The organism is Pseudomonas sp. TE4620 (assembly GCF_056279045.1).
On sequence record NZ_JBWBQO010000001.1, the window covers coordinates 4219078 to 4234334 of the forward strand.

A 15257-nucleotide genomic window follows, 5' to 3' on the forward strand; every position below is an offset into this window, starting at 1 on the left:
TGAGGGAAGTGCAATAGATCGGAGCAGGGTTCGTGCCAGCCGGCGAACATAAAAAATATCGTTAACTTTCAATAACTTGAAATTAAATGAACTTATCACTTGCACGCGTTCTGCATGAACTGTCCTTTGGCCTTCATGCAGATTGCATGTATGTTGGCCCACCTCTTCAAAGAACAGCCTTGCCATGAACCCGGAAGCCCTCGTCCTGCTGGTCACCCGCGAAATGCCCTACGGCAAATACCAGGGCCGGCTGATCGCCGACCTGCCTGGTCACTACCTCAACTGGTTCGCCCGCCAGGGCTTTCCCAAGGGCGAGCTGGGTAGCCTGCTGGCGCTGATGCACGAGGTCGATCACAACGGCCTGAGCGACCTGCTGGTCCCCCTGCGCAAGAAGTACCCGCGCCCGCGCAACTGATCAGGCCTTGGCCGGCTGCACGGTCAGCTCCACCCCTTCACCACGCTTGAGCACGGCATACACCACTGCCGTCAGCAGGCTGCCGGCGACGATCGCCAGCAAGTACAACACGGCATGGTTGATCGCATTGGGGATCAGCATGACGAACAGGCCGCCATGGGGCGCCATCAGCTTGCAGCCGAAGTACATCGACAAGGCGCCGGTCAGCGCACCGCCGACGACACTGGCCGGGATCACCCGCAGCGGGTCTTTGGCGGCAAACGGAATCGCCCCCTCGGAAATAAAACACAGGCCCAGCACCAGCGCCGCCTTGCCGGCTTCGCGCTCGCTCTGGGCGAACTTGCGCCGGGCAATGAAGCTGGCGATGCCCAGGCCAATCGGCGGTACCATGCCGGCGGCCATGGTCGCGGCCATCGGTGCATAACTCTGCGACGCCAGCAGCCCGACCGAAAACGCATAGGCCGCCTTGTTGATCGGCCCGCCGAGGTCGACGCACATCATCCCGCCGAGCAACACGCCGAGCAGAATCGCGTTGGTGGTGCCCATGCTGTCGAGAAAATGGGTCAGGCCTTCGAGCATGCCGGCCACCGGCTTGCCGACCACGTAAATCATCACCAGGCCGGTGAACAGGCTGGCCAGCAGCGGGATGATCAGGATCGGCTTGAGCGCCTCAAGGCTGCTGGGCAGGCGCGCCCAGCGGCTGATGGCCTTGGCGCTGTAACCGGCGAGAAAGCCTGCGACGATCCCGCCGATAAACCCCGCGCCCAAGGTACTGGCGAGCAAGCCGCCAATCATCCCCGGCGCCAGCCCCGGACGGTCGGCTATCGAATAAGCGATGTAACCGGCCAGCAGCGGCACCATCAGTTTGAACGCCGCGTCACCGCCGATTTGCATCAATGCTGCAGGCAGGGTGCCGGGCTCTTTGAAAGCCTCGATACCGAACACAAACGACAGCGCGATCAGCAAACCGCCGGCCACCACCATCGGCAGCATGAACGACACGCCGGTGAGCAGGTGCTTGTACACCCCGGTTTTTTCGCTGCGCGCAGGCGCTGCGTTTGCACCTTGCACGGCAGCTTCTTCGCGGGCTTCGGCCAGGGCTTTTTTCAGTGTCGCCTGGGCCTGCTTGAGGGCAACGCCGGTGCCGCAGCGGTAGATGCGCTTGCCGGCAAAGCGCGCGGTGGGCACCTCGATATCAGCGGCCAGCAGCACCACGTCGGCGTCGGCAATGGCCGCTGCCGACAAGGGGTTACGCGCCCCCACCGAGCCCTGGGTCTCGACGCTGAGCTGGTAGCCCAGCTGCTGCGCCGCCTGCTGCAAAGCCTCGGCGGCCATGAAGGTATGGGCGACGCCAGTCGGGCAGGCAGTGACCGCGACAATCTTCGCGCTGCGCTCTACCGGCGCTGCAACCGGCTCGGCTTCGGGCTGATAAACCACAGCCTTTTCGGCCGCTTCACGGAGAAAGTTTTCGACATCCGCCAGGGCTTGCGCCGGGGTGCTCTGGTACAGGCGCTTGCCGGCGAAACGGCGCAGCTCCAGCGGGCCGGTGTTGACCACCAGCACCCAGTCGGCGGCAGCGATCGCCGCCGCCGATAACTGCCGCTCGGGTTGCTGCGGGTCGTGCACTTCAACGCTGGTGCTCCAGCCCTGGCGCAGCGCGGCCGCTTCCAGCAGGCGCGCACTGAGCACACTGGAGACCTGGCCATTGGGGCAGGCGGTGACGATGGCAATGTTCATCTGCAAGCCTCTTGTTGTGCTTCTGTCAGCTGCACCTGGCTTTCCAGTTGCGCCAGTTGCGCCCGGTCGTTGATGCCAAAACCGATCTGGGTCACCGCCTGGGCGGCAATCGCCGTGGCCCGACGCAGGGTTTGCGCCGGCGTGTCGGCACTCAGCAGGCCATGGACCATGCCCGCCAGCAGCGAATCACCGGCGCCGACGGTACTGGCTACTGTGACCTTGGGCGGCACGGCGCTGAGGACGCTGCCCTGGCGGAACCAGTTGACGCCCTGCTCGCCCTGGGACACCACCACATGTTCGACACCCTGGCCGATCAACCGGGTTGCAGCTTGTTGCTGCTGGGCAACATCATGCACCGCAGTGCCAAGCACTTCGCTCAGCTCATCGGTGTTCGGCTTGACCAGCCACGGCCCGCAGGCAAGCCCGGCCCGCAAGGCTTCACCGCTAGTGTCCAGAGCCACTTTCAGGCCCATGGCCTTGAGCCGGGCCAGGAGCATCTGCAACCACTGCGGGCTGATGCCCTGCGGCAGGCTGCCGGCGACCACCACCGCAGCGTGACCGGGGGCGATCTGCTCCAGGCGGGTCAGCAGTTCCAGACGCGCCTGCTCATCGACCTGCGGGCCGGGGCCGTTGATATCGGTGACCTGGCCGCAGGCTTCGACCAGCTTGATGTTGCAGCGGGTCTCGCCGGCTACCCGCACGAAGCAATCGGCAAAGCCACGGCGGCCGATCAGGGCCTCGAACGGCGCCAGGTTGTCGCGACCGAGAAAGCCGCCCACCGTCACGCTATGGCCAAGATCGGCCAGTACCTGGGCAACGTTCAGGCCCTTGCCGGCGGCATGGCTGTGCTGCGCCTGGCTGCGGTTGACCTGGCCGGCCTGCAGGCTGTCGAGGCGGACGGTAAGGTCCAGCGCTGGGTTCAGGGTCAGGGTCAGTATCTTGGCCATCAACGGGTCTCCAGCAGTGCCCGCACTGCACCGGCACTGCCCTGCAGCAAGGCTTGGCGCGCAAGCTTTTGGGCATGTTCAAAGTTCAGTTCACGTACTTCGGCTTTCACCTCGGCGATGCTGCGCGCAGCAACGCTCAGCTCATCGACGCCAAGGCCGAGCAGCAGCGCCACCGCCTGCGGATCGGCCGCCAGCTCGCCGCACACGCCGACCCATTTGCCATGGGCATGGGCGGCGCGCACGGTGATGTCGATCAGTTGCAGCACCGCCGGGTGCAGGCCGTCGGCTTGCGCCGAAAGGCTCGGGTGGCCGCGGTCGATGGCCAGGGTGTACTGGGTCAGGTCGTTGGTGCCGACGCTGAAAAAGTCCACTTCCTGGGCCAGCACCGGCGCCAGCAAGGCGGCCGATGGCACCTCGATCATGATCCCCAGTTGCAGGTCGCTGACGCTGATTTCCTCGCGCAGGCGCTCGACCATGGCCCGCGCCTGGCGCCACTCTTCGAGCTGGCCGACCATCGGGAACATGATCCGCAGCGGCCGGTCGCCAGCAGCGCGCAGCAAGGCGCGCAGCTGGCTTTCCATCACCTGCGGGCGTTGCAGGGTCAGGCGAATGCCGCGCACGCCGAGGAAGGGGTTTTCTTCCTTGGCGATCGGCCAGTAAGGCAAGGGTTTGTCGCCGCCGACATCGAGGGTGCGCACCACCAGCGGCCGGCCAGCAAGGCCATCGAGCACGCGGCGGTACTCGGCCTCTTGCACGGCTTCGTCGGGGGCTTGCGGGTGAGCCATGAAGATCAGTTCGGTGCGCAGCAGGCCAACGCCTTCGGCGCCCTGATCAACCACCGCTTCGATCCCGGCGCTTTCGCCGATATTGGCGAACACCTCGATGGCATGGCCGTCGCGGGTGATTGCAGGCTCCAGGCGCCGGGCCTTGGCGGCCTGCAGGCGTTGCTCGCGGCGGTCGCGTTCGGCCAGGGCCCGTTCGAGTTGGTCAGCGGCGGGGGCGACGGTCAGGCGCCCGCGTTGGCCGTCAAGCAGCAGCGGCGTACCCGGGGCAATCAGCAGCACGGCATCGCCGGCACCCACCACAGTGGGGATGCCCAGGGCACGAGCGACGATGGCGCTGTGGGCGGTGGCGCCGCCCCGAGCGGTCAGAATTCCGGCTACCCGTTGCGGGTCGAGGCGCGCCACATCGGAGGGGCCGACCTCTTCCATCACCAACACATAGGGTTGCTCCGGCGCCGGCACGTCGGCTTCGCCACACAGTTGGGCCAATACCCGCCGGCCGATATCGCGCAGGTCGGCGGCACGTTCGGCGAGCAACGCATCGTGCAAGGACTCCTGCTGGCGCGCGGCGGCATCGATCACCGCCATCCACGCAGCGGCGGCGCTTTCGCCCTGGCGCAGGCGCTGGTCGACTTCGTTGGTAAGGTCCGGGTCGGCGAGCATTTCCTGGTGGGTGACGAAAATCTCGCGGATGGCCTTGGCCGGGCTGCGCTGGGTCAGCGCTGCGATCTCCTGGTTCACATTGCTAAGCGCTTGCTGCAAGCGCTGGCGTTCAATCGGCAGCGATTCACCGCGCAGCGGGTAGTCGAACTCGCGCAGCACCTGGATATGCGCCGGGCCGCTGGCAATGCCCGGCGCGGCGGCAACGCCGTGGATCAGCGCGCCCGCTGCCGGTGGCACAAGCTCTGGCTCGGCGATCACCTCGATGACCGCCTCGACGACGGGCGCCAGCGCCTCCACCTCTTCGCCCAGGCCCGCTTCAATCGCGGCCAGCAACGCCGGCAAGGCATCGCCGGCAATGGCGGGTTCGGCGATGATTTCCAGCATCTGCCCACGCCGGGCGCCGAGGCTCAGCAGCTTGCTCAGGCTCTTGGCCGACACCGCCGGCTGGCCGCTGTCGACCAGGCGCAGGCGAATCTCGCCATCAAAGTTTTTCGCCAGTTGCGCCAGCTCCTTGGCCGGCCGCGCATGCAGGCCGTGAGCATTGGCCAGGCCGATACGCGCGCTGGGCCAGTCGGCAGGCAGCTCGCCGCCCAGCACTTCCAGCACGGTGCGGCTGTTGGTGGCGCGGCACAGCTCCTGGCCGCGGCCTTCGATCAACAGCGTGCACAGGCGCTCGAGCAAGGCCTGATACGCAGCGCCAAGGCTAGCCAGGCAGAACAGGCCCTGCACCGGCTGGCCATTGTGGCGCAGCGGTTGCTGCGGGGTGACGAAGGCCAGGCCCGGCTGGCGCACCGCCTGCTCGCTGTGCAGCCACCACAGCCCCTCGCCCAGCGGCAGCGGGTCGAGCTGCTGCAACACCCCGGCAAAGCCGCCGCCGACACACTGCGCGCGGGTCAGCAGGCGTGCGGCGCGCCATACCAGCTCGTCAAAATCTTCGGCGGGCACGCCCAGGCCGATCATCTGCGCATCCAGCGCCAGCTCTTGCGGCGCGCCTTGCAGCAACTTCAGCAATGCCTCAGCAGAGCTGGCACGGCGCAGGGCTTCGGCCAAGTCCGTCTCGCCCAGGGCGCGGGTCAGCAGTTGCAGCAGACGCAGGTGCTCATCGGAGCGGGCGGCGATGCCAATGGCCAGGTAGACGATCTGGCCATCGCCCCAGTCGACCCCTTCGGGAAACTGCAGCAGGCGCACCCCGGTGGCATGCACCAGCTCGCGGGTTGCGGGGGTGCCATGGGGGATGGCAATACCTTGGCCGAGGAAGGTCGAGCCCTGCGCTTCACGGGCTTGCAGGCCGGCCAGATAGCCTTCGGCAACCAGGCCGTCGCTGACCAGGCGCTCGGCCAACAGGTGCAGCGCCGCCGACTTATCCACAGCCGACTGGCCCATGGATATCTGCTCCACGGTGAGCTCGAGCATGACCTTCTCCTTTGCAGCACCAGGGCGGTGCTGAGGTATTGTTGTGAATTGTTCAGCTAAGGGCCAGTTGCAATGGCCCTGTCCAGGCGAAGGGATCGGCAGTAAATCGCCTGCTGAAACGTTTAATCTAGATTCACGAGCACGTTACTCGATAATGTGGGATGAATGAAGCCCTGCTTGTCGTATTGCTATAGGAGCGGGCTTGCCCTGCGATCGAATGCGAAGCGGTCGTAATGATGTGTGGGCTGTACTGGCCTCATCGCGGGGCAAGCCCGCTCCTACAGGTACTGCGCTCCAACTGTGAACAACATTGCCCATGTTGTAGGACAATTGCGACAATGGTCGTCTGCGCCATCCTTCCAGGATCGGCGACAATACCCGGTCAGGCTTTGCAGCCAGTCTCGGTAATAACAAGGAAAATGCGGTGAAACTCAGCGATATCGCGCGTCTGGCCGGTGTGTCCGTCACCACCGCCAGCTACGTCATCAATGGCAAGGCCGAACAGCAACGCATCAGCAAAAGCACTGTCGAGCGGGTGCAGGCGGTGGTCGAAGCCCACGGCTTTACCCCTAACCCCCAGGCTGCAGGTTTGCGCAGCCGGCACACGCGTACCCTCGGCTTCATCCTCCCCGACCTGGAAAACCCCAGCTACGCGCGAATCGCCAAGCAACTGGAACAACGCGCCCGGGCCCAGGGTTACCAACTTCTGATCGCCAGCAGCGACGACCAGCCCGACAGCGAGCGCCAGCTGCAGCAGCTGTTTCGCGCCCGCCGTTGCGACGCCCTGTTCGTCGCCAGTTGCCTGCCGCTAGAAGACGACAGCTACCGCGAACTGCAAGCCAAGGGCATGCCGATCATCGCCATCGACCGCAGCCTCGACCCCGCGCACTTCTGCTCGATCGTCAGCGACGACCGCAACGCCAGCCAGCAACTGACCCGCAGCCTGCTGGCCACCCAGCCTGCGCACATCGCCCTGATCGGCGCGCGCCCGGAGCTGAGCGTCAGCCAGGCCCGCGCCGGTGGTTTCGACCAGGCCCTGGAAGGCTTCAGCGGTAACGTCAGCCGCCTGCAAGGCGAAGCCTTCAGCCGCGAGTGCGGCCAGCGCCTGATGAACCAGTTGCTCGAAGACCTCGGCCGCTTGCCCGACGCCTTGGTGACCACTTCCTACGTGCTGCTGCAAGGCGTGTTCGACGTACTGCAAGCGCGCCCGGCCGACTCGCGCCGCCTGCAACTGGGCACCTTCGGTGACAACCAACTGCTCGACTTTCTGCCGCTGCCGGTCAACGCCATGGCCCAGCAACACGGCCTAATCGCTGAAACCGCGCTAAAACTGGCCCTCGCCGCCGTTGAACAGAAGCAATACCAACCTGGCGTGCACGCCATCGGTCGAACCTTCAAACAGCGAATCTTCCCGGCCTGAACATGCGCCTGATCGACACCCACACCCACCTGGACTTTCCAGACTTCGACCCCGACCGCCCGGCCTTAATGGCCAACGCCCGGGCCGGTGGGGTCGAGCGCATGGTGGTGCTGGGGGTGCATCAGGATAATTGGCAGCGGGTCTGGGACCTGGTGCGCAGCGACTCGCAACTTTATGCCGCGTTCGGCCTGCACCCGGTCTACCTAGACCAGCACCGCCCCGAGCACCTTGTCGAATTGGGCGACTGGCTGACCCGCCTGCAGGGCGAGCGCCAGCTGTGCGCGGTCGGTGAATTCGGCCTGGATTACTACCTGCCCGAACTCGACCGCGAACGCCAGCAGGCGCTGTTCGAAGCACAACTGCAACTGGCCGCAGACTGCAACCTGCCCGCCCTGCTGCACGTGCGCCGCAGCCACGCCGTGGTCATCGCCACGCTCAAACGCTACAAACTCAAGCGCGGCGGCATCATCCACGCCTTTGCCGGCAGCGTCGAAGAAGCCCGCGAGTACCACAAGCTCGGCTTCAAACTCGGCCTCGGCGGCGCCGCGACCTGGCCGCAAGCGCTGCGCTTGCACAAGGTGCTGCCACAGTTACCGCTCGACAGCGTGGTGCTGGAAACCGACGCGCCAGACATGCCCCCGGTGATGTTCCCCGGCGTGCGCAACAGCCCGGAGCACCTGCCGCAGATTGCCCAGGCGCTGGCTGGGATCATGGGGATCGAGGTTGAGCGGTTGGCTGAGGTGAGTACGGGTAATGCTTGTGAGTTGTTTGGCTGGGCGTAAATCTTTCAGGCCAAAGCGACAATTTTCGGAAACGACCTACATACCCATCAACTTATTCGAATCTAGGCTGCGCTCTCTGACTACAGGGAGTAACGCTTATGGCCAATCATGGATACATGACCATCACCGGCAGGCAGCAAGGGTTGATCTCGGCTGGCTGCTCCACCGCAGATTCAATGGGCAACAAGTATCAGTCCGGGCATTGCGACGAGATCATGGTGCTGGCGTACAGTCATAACCTTTCCAACCTCGGCAACACCCAGAACGCCACCCACCGCCCGATTGTCATCAGCAAAAACATAGACAAGGCATCACCGTTACTGGCTCAGGCGCTGGCCAATCGAGAGGAGCTGAAGTGCCTGATCAACTTCTTTCGAATCTCTTCCAGCGGCCACCATGAGAAGTACTACACCATAGAACTCAGGGGCGGGATGGTCGTCGATTTGAGAATCGATGTACCCCACGCGGTTCTCCAGCACGACATGGATGCCCAGGAACACCTTGCCATCCGCTATCGCGACATTTTCTGGACTCATCACCTGGCAGGCACCAGCGGTCATGCCTTTTGGGGGGACAAGCAATGGAGCGAATGAAGAAAAAACCTGAACTGCGCTCACACGATCTATGGGACGTCAGTAGCGCCGCCGCACGCCTGACCAGCTACGCCTGCTCGATCAGTGCCCGACATCTTCAGGATGATGGTGTACGCATGCAATTCAACCGCGAGCTGGCGTACTACGCCAAGCGCGTGGTCGATGATGTCGAGCAGCGACGCTTGAGCCCTGAGGAAGGGCTTAGAGAAATTCAGGAGGAGCAGCGGAGTTTGCTCAAACAGTCGCAGGAGATATTTTTCAAAGGATTCGGTGTGGCTGTTGGCACCGCTCAGGTCGTAGCTGGCGGAGGTATTTGTTACGCCAGTGTTGGATCCCTATGTGTATTTTTTGGAGTGCCACTTATGGCACATGGAACAAATAACATTTATGAAAATGGGCGAAATCTCGTTACAAGAAGCAATGATACCGAAGGTCCGGTCCGTAAGGGATATCAGTCCCTTGCTAAAACGGCCGGCTTTCAAAATCGCGAAGGAAATATCGCATACAACAGTATTGACTTAGGTTTATCGGCTTACGGCTTCGGCAGAAATGTTCTCAAGAAAGACTCCTGGCGCTTATTTCGCTACCTGAAATCTGACTTCGAGCGGGGCTATAAAAATATGGGGGCAGGGACGCTGGGTTCCGAAGTCATAGCTGACATACTCACAGGAATGCAAATCCATGATGAAATAAAAAAATGATCCCATTAGCATTTATAGGATTTGCAATTATTGGCATTGCGTCTTCTATTTTTTTAAAATTACATTTTTCCGGGCCATCCTTAGGCTGGACCAAGCTATTGTTTTGCTTGGCTTACAATGCCTTTTTTGGGGTTTGCTATCTTTTAATCGCAAAACAGGATCATTTTGTTTATTTCGGATACCGCCCCGACATAATCGAAGACTATCAATTTATTGGCTGGTGCGCTCCACTTCTATTTCTCTTTCATGGATTCAGCTACCCCAAGAAAGAAAAGCGAAGATGAGGCCCAACACCACCTGAAGCGCGCCTCACCTTGCACCCTTTCCGATTCTGGAAAACGGCCTATGTACGCGCATTCAAAAAATTGGAAAACGTATCACTAGCCACTAAAATCATGAACGACGCCATAACAAACAAGAAAGTATGCGACGAATTTAAAAATGATAATTACTGCTTTTTTCGTGTTTGCAACCCTGGGCATTTCATTAGCACTTCTATTAAAGAAGCGCTTCACTGGGGCTGACCTAGGCTGGACAAAGTTCCTCATCTCCTTGACCTGCAATGTCTTTTTCAGCAGTTGCTACCTCTATCTGGTGAACCATGAAAAATACACCTACCTTAGAATTCAAAACTATTCATCGGGTGATTACCCACTCATAGATTGGCTCTCCATGGCACTAGTACTATTTCATGGATGGGCTTATCCGCGAAAGCTATAAAACCCGAGTACGAGCCCAGCGAGAAATGATCCCACCAGCTTTCATCGGGTTTTCGCTTTCTGCAGGGACTCAGCCACCCCACAAAAGGACATCAGCCAACACACCGCAACCGTGGCCACTTACTCAACCACGCCTTACCCGCAATCCGCTCCTCATAAACCTGCCGCTTATCCATCACAAAGCGCCGACTCGGCCTGAGCAGCAGCGCGAACAAGTCATCAAGCCCCAAAGGCGCCGACACTTCACACCTGTCATCGGCAGTACGCCGTACCCCAATGGCGGTAGCCGTTTCACACCAGAAGGACATTGCTTCGGCGGATGAACCGTAGGGCGCATCGCCGTTGCGGCTGTGCATGCGCGCCTGGTTTTTTACCGACCAGTCGATGCCGGGAGCCAGCACGCGCAACGTCGCTTCCAGGCGTTGGTCTTCGGCAGCGTCTGCCCGAGCCGGATCAAACCAGATGACATCCACATCCCCGGTCAGCGCTGACGGCGTACGACCGTGCAAATAATCCCACACCGCATTACGCACAAATCCGGCACCGATCCAGCAGTCCGGCAGATCCAGGCGCCGGACCACCTCAAGCACCTGCCAGCGGCGCGTATCGGTCGAGATAATCTGCTGCACCTGTGCTTCATGATTCATAGCGCATCCTTGCTGAAATACCGACTCGGCGCCGCTCCCAGCACCTTGCGAAACACACTGGTGAACGCACTCGGGCTGCTATAGCCCAGGTCCACCGCCACCCGGGTGATCGGCTCGCCATTGCCCAGGCGCACCACCGCTGCCAACAGGCATGCCTGCTGGCGCCATTCGACAAAGCTGATACCGGTTTGCTGACGAAACAGCCGGGTAAACGTACGCCGGCTCCGGCCCACCTGCCGGGCCATGTCATCGATGCTCACGTCAAGCGAGGGTTGCTGCAACAGCCGCTGGCACGCCTGGGCCAGGCGCGGATCATCCGGCAGCGGCGCATTCAGCGACAGCGGCGCCATGCTGGCGATTTCGTGTAGCAGCAAGGCCATCAAATGACCGTCGCGCTGTTCTTGCGCATACAGCGCCGGCACGTCTGCTGCCTGAATCAGCAACTGGCGCAAAAACGCCGACACATCAAACACCTGACACAACCCCGGCAGCGCCAAACGTGCCGCCGCCTCGTTGCTGATATAGGTGTTGAGCATGGTCACCGGCCCGCTCATGACCATCTCATGGGGCACCTGCGCCGGCACCCAGATCGCCCGTTGCGGCGGCACCACCCAGTTGCCCTGGCGGGTGAACACGGTAATCACCCCACAGGCCGCGTAGGCGAACTGCCCGCGCTGGTGGGTATGCAGCGCGAAGTGATGGCCATCGGCATAATCAACGGCGGTCACCACTACATCGCGGGGAATGTGTTCAGACGGGTCAATTTCAATCATGGCCCGAATCTACCGGCCTGCGACCCGATAACGCAAGCGGGCCAGCGCCTGCATTGCGCATAGTGGCGCCCTGCCCGCCTGTGGATAACAACACCATGCAACCAAAACACTTGCTGCTCGCCGTGCTGGTGACCGCCGTCTGGGGCCTGAACTTCCCCATCAGCAAACTGGCCCTGGCCGAGATCGACCCGCTGTTGCTTACCGCCCTGCGCTTCGGCCTCGCCGCCCTACCCTGGGTATTCTTCATCAAACGCCCGCCCGTGGCCCTGGGTTGGTTGGCCGCCTATGGCTTGATCTTCGGCGTGGCAATGTGGGCGCTGATCAACTTAGGGATCAGCCTGGGCGTGCCACCCGGCACCGCTGCCCTGCTGATCCAGTTCAGTGCCTTCTTCACCTTGGGTTGGGGCGTGCTGCTGTTTCGCGAAGGCATGAGCCTTGGCCAGTGCGTTGGCGTGCTACTCGCAGCCCTCGGCTTGCTCTGCATTATCGCCAGCAGCCCCGGCCAGGCGACGACCGTGGGGTACAGCGTATTGCTGGTCAGCGCCTTCAGCTGGAGCGTTGGCAACGTCATCATCAAACGCTCGAAAGTGCGTGAGATGTTTGCCTTTGTAGTGTGGGCCAGCCTCTTCCCGCCGATCCCCTTGCTGCTGCTCACCTGGCTCAGCCAGGGCAGCGCGCCGTTCACCGCCCTGGCCAGCCACCTTGAGGGCATCGCCCTGCTATCGCTGTTGTTCCAGGTCTACGCGGCGACGCACTTCTGCTACTGGGGCTGGAACCTGTTGCTGCGCGAATACCCGGTTTCAACCGTTGCGCCGCTGTCGTTGCTGATCCCGATATTCGGCATCGCCGGCTCCATCGTCATGCTCGGCCACCACATCGAGCGCAACGAAGGCATCGCCATTGCCCTGATTCTGGCGGCCCTTGCGGCGGGGCTGATCAAGACCCGCCCGCTGCTGCGCCGAACGGTCTAGAACCAACCGCGATCATCTTCCAGCTCCTGGCGACAGGCCTTGAGCTGGGCGCCATAGACCCGCGACTGCGCCTCCACCTTGCGCGCCACCTGCATCAGCCACGGCTTGCTGCGATAAGTCCCACGACTAAAACCTCCGCGCCCTTCGTGATAGGCCAGGTACTGATTGTAGGTATCCCACTTGGAAATCCCCAACTGACGCTGGGTGCCGGCGGTGTACCAGCCGATGAACATCACCGCGTCATCGAAGTTATCCCGCGAGCCGCCATTGCCGGTGCCGGATTTGTACTCACCCCAGACCGGATCCTGGGCCTGTGCATAACCATAGGCCGAACTCACCCGCCCCCACGGAATTACCCACAGCAAGTAGTCGCGGGGCGGCAGCGCATCGGAGACGAAGCTGCTTTCCTGCTTCATGATCGCCATCGCCACATGTTGCGGCGTGCCGAACTGCTGCTGCATCTTCAGCGAATCTTCGTACCAGTCCGGGTACTGGCGGTAGATATTGCACAGATTGTTCTGATCCCTCGGCGGCGCCGTGGCGCAGCCCGACAAGACCGCAACCATCAACATCAGCGCCCACACTCGCCCTTGTTTCATCCATCGCCCCAGCAGAAAAAGAGGGCTCTCGTTGCCCTTCGTATAAAACGCAGCGCCTGGACAGGCCAGGTTGCGGTGACCTCCTATGATGGCTTGGGTGATGGCAGGGTCACCAGCGTGGAGCGTGGATTTGTAACGAATAGTCGCGAGAACGGTACTTTAACGGCGGAAATCTTCAGAATTTCCTGATTCCATGTAGTCCATTTCCCAATCATACTTTTGCCGCTTTCAAAGCATTGCAGTGGTCCCGGGAGGACACTAGTCTCGGCCGGTCGTTGGCAATTTCAGCGACCGGTTTTGACAGGCCGACTACACCGTGGACATGTGCAAGCCTTTATGGCGATTGTACGTGGGGCACCTTCGTGTGCGCCGAGTTCTCCGGTGTTCGGTCTGTCAACCCGCGTACAGTTGCCACCCATTTGTTTGACAGCAGATTCGTGGCGACTCCATTCACCGGGGAGACACCATGTTAAAAATCGTCCCAGACCCACCGCATCATCCCAACCAATCCCTTGAAGACCTTCTCGTCCAGACGTCCGGATATTTGGTCCGTGCGCTGACTATTGCTCAGCAGACCGTGCTGCTCCATCCCAGGCCGCCTGAGCAGGTACTGACCTTGGCCACCATGCACGAGATTGAACACGCCCGAAGCTTGATTGAAGTGGCTTTGAGCAAGGTTCAGTTGAAGCACTGAGGTCAATTTCAGAAGAGCGCCAGTGTTGCTTCGGCAATGCTGGCTGCCTGCTTTGGGAGGTATGGATGAGCGAAGATCGTGCTTCAGTTCTGAAAACGATAGGCGTCGGCACCTTCGGCGAAGGCCCGGGCGGGAAGACCACCGAACGACTGTTTCGGGTTGAGCCAGGGCACAGTGTGGAATTTGTGCTGGAACAGGCAGCTTTGTTGATGGGCTGCGTGAGCAAGCTGACTCATCACGTGATGATTGAAGAAGATGAAGCGATGACTTGTGCGGCTCATTTTCTCAGTGGGATGGCGAAGGCATTGATCGAGGATTTGGCGACGGCAAATGAATCGCCTGGTCTCGCAGAAACCTCTTTGCCTTAACATGGTCTGCTAACCTGCAGCGCCGTGGCTTGCGTAAATCTGAAACCCACTGAACGAAGTCCAATGAGTATGAATAAATCACCTCTACTGTTCTCTTTGGCGCTGCTGCTGGCCGTGGGCGTGATGCCCGCACAGGCCAAACAGCGAACCGCACTGAAAACGCCTGCATCGGGCGTACTCTGCGACCGTTACGTGTGCGCCAATGACAAAGGCATCTCCCGCGAGCTAACGGAAAAGTACCTAGGCAAGAAGGCAGCGACGACCGACGTATTCACATCGAGTGACGTTGACCTGACCGAATTCACCTTCGTTAACGGGATATTCTGCGACGTGAAAGAGCGGCTATGTCGCGAGGATCGGTACTACGGCGCGAACGGGGAGCGATCCGGGGCCGTCTCCAAAAAATACACCAAGGCGCTGTTTGGCGAATGACCAAAAGGTGGCGGGCGAGGTTGAGCAAGTTTGGTTATCCTCGCCAACACCGCCTCCCTGTTGCACTCAGCCCTCCGCTGTTCCCTTCCTCAAGCAAGCGCCGGCCTTCCCGAGTTCGAAAAATCTTCTCAAATTATCGAGAACGTCGTACTCGGATACTTTCTCGTCCCGAACCATGATGGCCTTTTGTTTAGTTAGCCATAGATGGTTTTCCTTGTTCTTATTAGGAACTACAGAAATTTCGAAGCTCATCTTTGAGCTCCCCGGCACGGCGCCGGGCACCTTGGCGTGAGTGAAGCTGAACGTGAGTTCATTGTCTTTGCTTGGCGAGGCGTTTTGCACGCTAATAATGGGCATTTCGGCTTTTGCAACTGATGGGAGCTTGGCGGAGTACGACACGCTTCCAGTGTTTACCTGCTTGGTTATTTCTAAAAAATATTTCTCGTTGTCTTCCGCACTTGCCGGAATCTTGCAGTCTTCACCTTCAGTTATGAAGTATGTGCCCTCGAACTCATAAGAGGGTGCTTTCTCGCAGGCTGCGAGGAACAGCGAAACTGTACCGATTAATACTAACCTCCATTTTTTCACACTGGACACTCCA

16 protein-coding genes are annotated in these 15257 nt (G+C 60.9%); 9 read left to right on the plus strand and 7 right to left on the minus strand.

Translation table 11 applies throughout. From position 1 onward, the window contains the following. Positions 1 to 184: 184 nt before the first annotated feature. Positions 185 to 415: a DUF3820 family protein gene (locus ACZ9A3_RS19495; RefSeq protein ID WP_093379533.1), complete on the plus strand. Its 231-nt coding sequence runs from the start codon at positions 185 to 187 to the stop codon at positions 413 to 415. Here the strand turns inward: ACZ9A3_RS19495 and ACZ9A3_RS19500 are convergent, their stop codons facing one another. The 3 genes from ACZ9A3_RS19500 to ptsP are packed head-to-tail and all read right to left on the minus strand — an operon-like array spanning position 416 to position 5957. Then, complete coding sequence (locus tag ACZ9A3_RS19500; protein WP_476253025.1) at positions 416 to 2152, minus strand: PTS fructose-like transporter subunit IIB; 1737 nt, start codon at positions 2150 to 2152, stop codon at positions 416 to 418. Beyond that, complete coding sequence (gene pfkB, locus ACZ9A3_RS19505) at positions 2149 to 3099, minus strand: 1-phosphofructokinase (RefSeq protein ID WP_476253026.1); 951 nt, start codon at positions 3097 to 3099, stop codon at positions 2149 to 2151. The genes ACZ9A3_RS19500 and pfkB overlap by 4 nt, the downstream gene beginning before the upstream one ends. Then, on the minus strand, positions 3099 to 5957 hold the full coding sequence (ptsP, locus tag ACZ9A3_RS19510) for a phosphoenolpyruvate--protein phosphotransferase (RefSeq protein ID WP_476253027.1): 2859 nt from the start codon (positions 5955 to 5957) through the stop codon (positions 3099 to 3101). The genes pfkB and ptsP overlap by 1 nt, the downstream gene beginning before the upstream one ends. A 424-nt stretch (positions 5958 to 6381) precedes the next feature. Here ptsP and cra point away from each other — a divergent pair, with 424 nt between their 5' ends. The 4 genes from cra to ACZ9A3_RS19530 all read left to right on the plus strand — a co-directional run bounded on the left by cra (position 6382) and on the right by ACZ9A3_RS19530 (position 9453). Further along, positions 6382 to 7377, plus strand: a complete 996-nt coding sequence (gene cra, locus ACZ9A3_RS19515) for a catabolite repressor/activator (protein ID WP_476253028.1) — start codon at positions 6382 to 6384, stop codon at positions 7375 to 7377. Positions 7378 to 7379: 2 nt separating this feature from the next. Further along, the gene (locus ACZ9A3_RS19520; protein ID WP_476253029.1) at positions 7380 to 8159 is read left to right on the plus strand and encodes a TatD family hydrolase; all 780 of its coding nucleotides are present in this window, start codon (positions 7380 to 7382) and stop codon (positions 8157 to 8159) included. 98 nt (positions 8160 to 8257) lie between these two features. Continuing rightward, positions 8258 to 8752, plus strand: coding sequence for an Hcp family type VI secretion system effector (locus ACZ9A3_RS19525; protein ID WP_123566525.1), 495 nt, complete (start codon positions 8258 to 8260; stop codon positions 8750 to 8752). Beyond that, positions 8740 to 9453 carry a DUF4225 domain-containing protein gene (locus ACZ9A3_RS19530; protein WP_476253030.1) on the plus strand — a complete coding sequence of 238 codons (714 nt, stop codon included), beginning with the start codon at positions 8740 to 8742 and terminating at the stop codon, positions 9451 to 9453. The genes ACZ9A3_RS19525 and ACZ9A3_RS19530 overlap by 13 nt, the downstream gene beginning before the upstream one ends. An 811-nt stretch (positions 9454 to 10264) precedes the next feature. Here the strand turns inward: ACZ9A3_RS19530 and ACZ9A3_RS19535 are convergent. Together ACZ9A3_RS19535 and ACZ9A3_RS19540 are read right to left on the minus strand one after the other, a co-directional pair. Beyond that, positions 10265 to 10819, minus strand: a complete 555-nt coding sequence (locus tag ACZ9A3_RS19535; protein WP_258594893.1) for a nucleotidyltransferase family protein — start codon at positions 10817 to 10819, stop codon at positions 10265 to 10267. Next, positions 10816 to 11592, minus strand: coding sequence for an AraC family ligand binding domain-containing protein (locus ACZ9A3_RS19540; RefSeq protein ID WP_476253031.1), 777 nt, complete (start codon positions 11590 to 11592; stop codon positions 10816 to 10818). The genes ACZ9A3_RS19535 and ACZ9A3_RS19540 overlap by 4 nt, the downstream gene beginning before the upstream one ends. Before the next feature lie 95 nt (positions 11593 to 11687). Between ACZ9A3_RS19540 and ACZ9A3_RS19545 the strand changes: the two genes are divergently transcribed. Then, on the plus strand, positions 11688 to 12563 hold the full coding sequence (locus ACZ9A3_RS19545) for an EamA family transporter (protein WP_476253032.1): 876 nt from the start codon (positions 11688 to 11690) through the stop codon (positions 12561 to 12563). On the opposite strand, the gene ACZ9A3_RS19550 is transcribed toward ACZ9A3_RS19545, so the two are convergent. Further along, on the minus strand, positions 12560 to 13162 hold the full coding sequence (locus ACZ9A3_RS19550; RefSeq protein ID WP_045197126.1) for a transglycosylase SLT domain-containing protein: 603 nt from the start codon (positions 13160 to 13162) through the stop codon (positions 12560 to 12562). The genes ACZ9A3_RS19545 and ACZ9A3_RS19550 overlap by 4 nt on opposite strands. A gap of 466 nt (positions 13163 to 13628) precedes the next feature. Here ACZ9A3_RS19550 and ACZ9A3_RS19555 point away from each other — a divergent pair, with 466 nt between their 5' ends. The 3 genes from ACZ9A3_RS19555 to ACZ9A3_RS19565 all read left to right on the plus strand — a co-directional run bounded on the left by ACZ9A3_RS19555 (position 13629) and on the right by ACZ9A3_RS19565 (position 14656). After that, a complete protein-coding gene (locus ACZ9A3_RS19555) occupies positions 13629 to 13856 on the plus strand; it encodes a hypothetical protein (RefSeq protein ID WP_045197124.1) in 228 nt (75 codons plus the stop codon). A gap of 65 nt (positions 13857 to 13921) precedes the next feature. Continuing rightward, positions 13922 to 14224 carry a DUF3077 domain-containing protein gene (locus ACZ9A3_RS19560; RefSeq protein WP_195885019.1) on the plus strand — a complete coding sequence of 101 codons (303 nt, stop codon included), beginning with the start codon at positions 13922 to 13924 and terminating at the stop codon, positions 14222 to 14224. A 63-nt stretch (positions 14225 to 14287) separates the two neighbouring features. Next, on the plus strand, positions 14288 to 14656 hold the full coding sequence (locus tag ACZ9A3_RS19565) for a YcgJ family protein (RefSeq protein ID WP_249744399.1): 369 nt from the start codon (positions 14288 to 14290) through the stop codon (positions 14654 to 14656). A 66-nt stretch (positions 14657 to 14722) separates the two neighbouring features. Here ACZ9A3_RS19565 and ACZ9A3_RS19570 read toward each other — a convergent pair whose 3' ends face one another. Then, on the minus strand, positions 14723 to 15253 hold the full coding sequence (locus tag ACZ9A3_RS19570) for a hypothetical protein (RefSeq protein ID WP_476253033.1): 531 nt from the start codon (positions 15251 to 15253) through the stop codon (positions 14723 to 14725). Between the last annotated feature and the right edge of the window lie 4 nt (positions 15254 to 15257).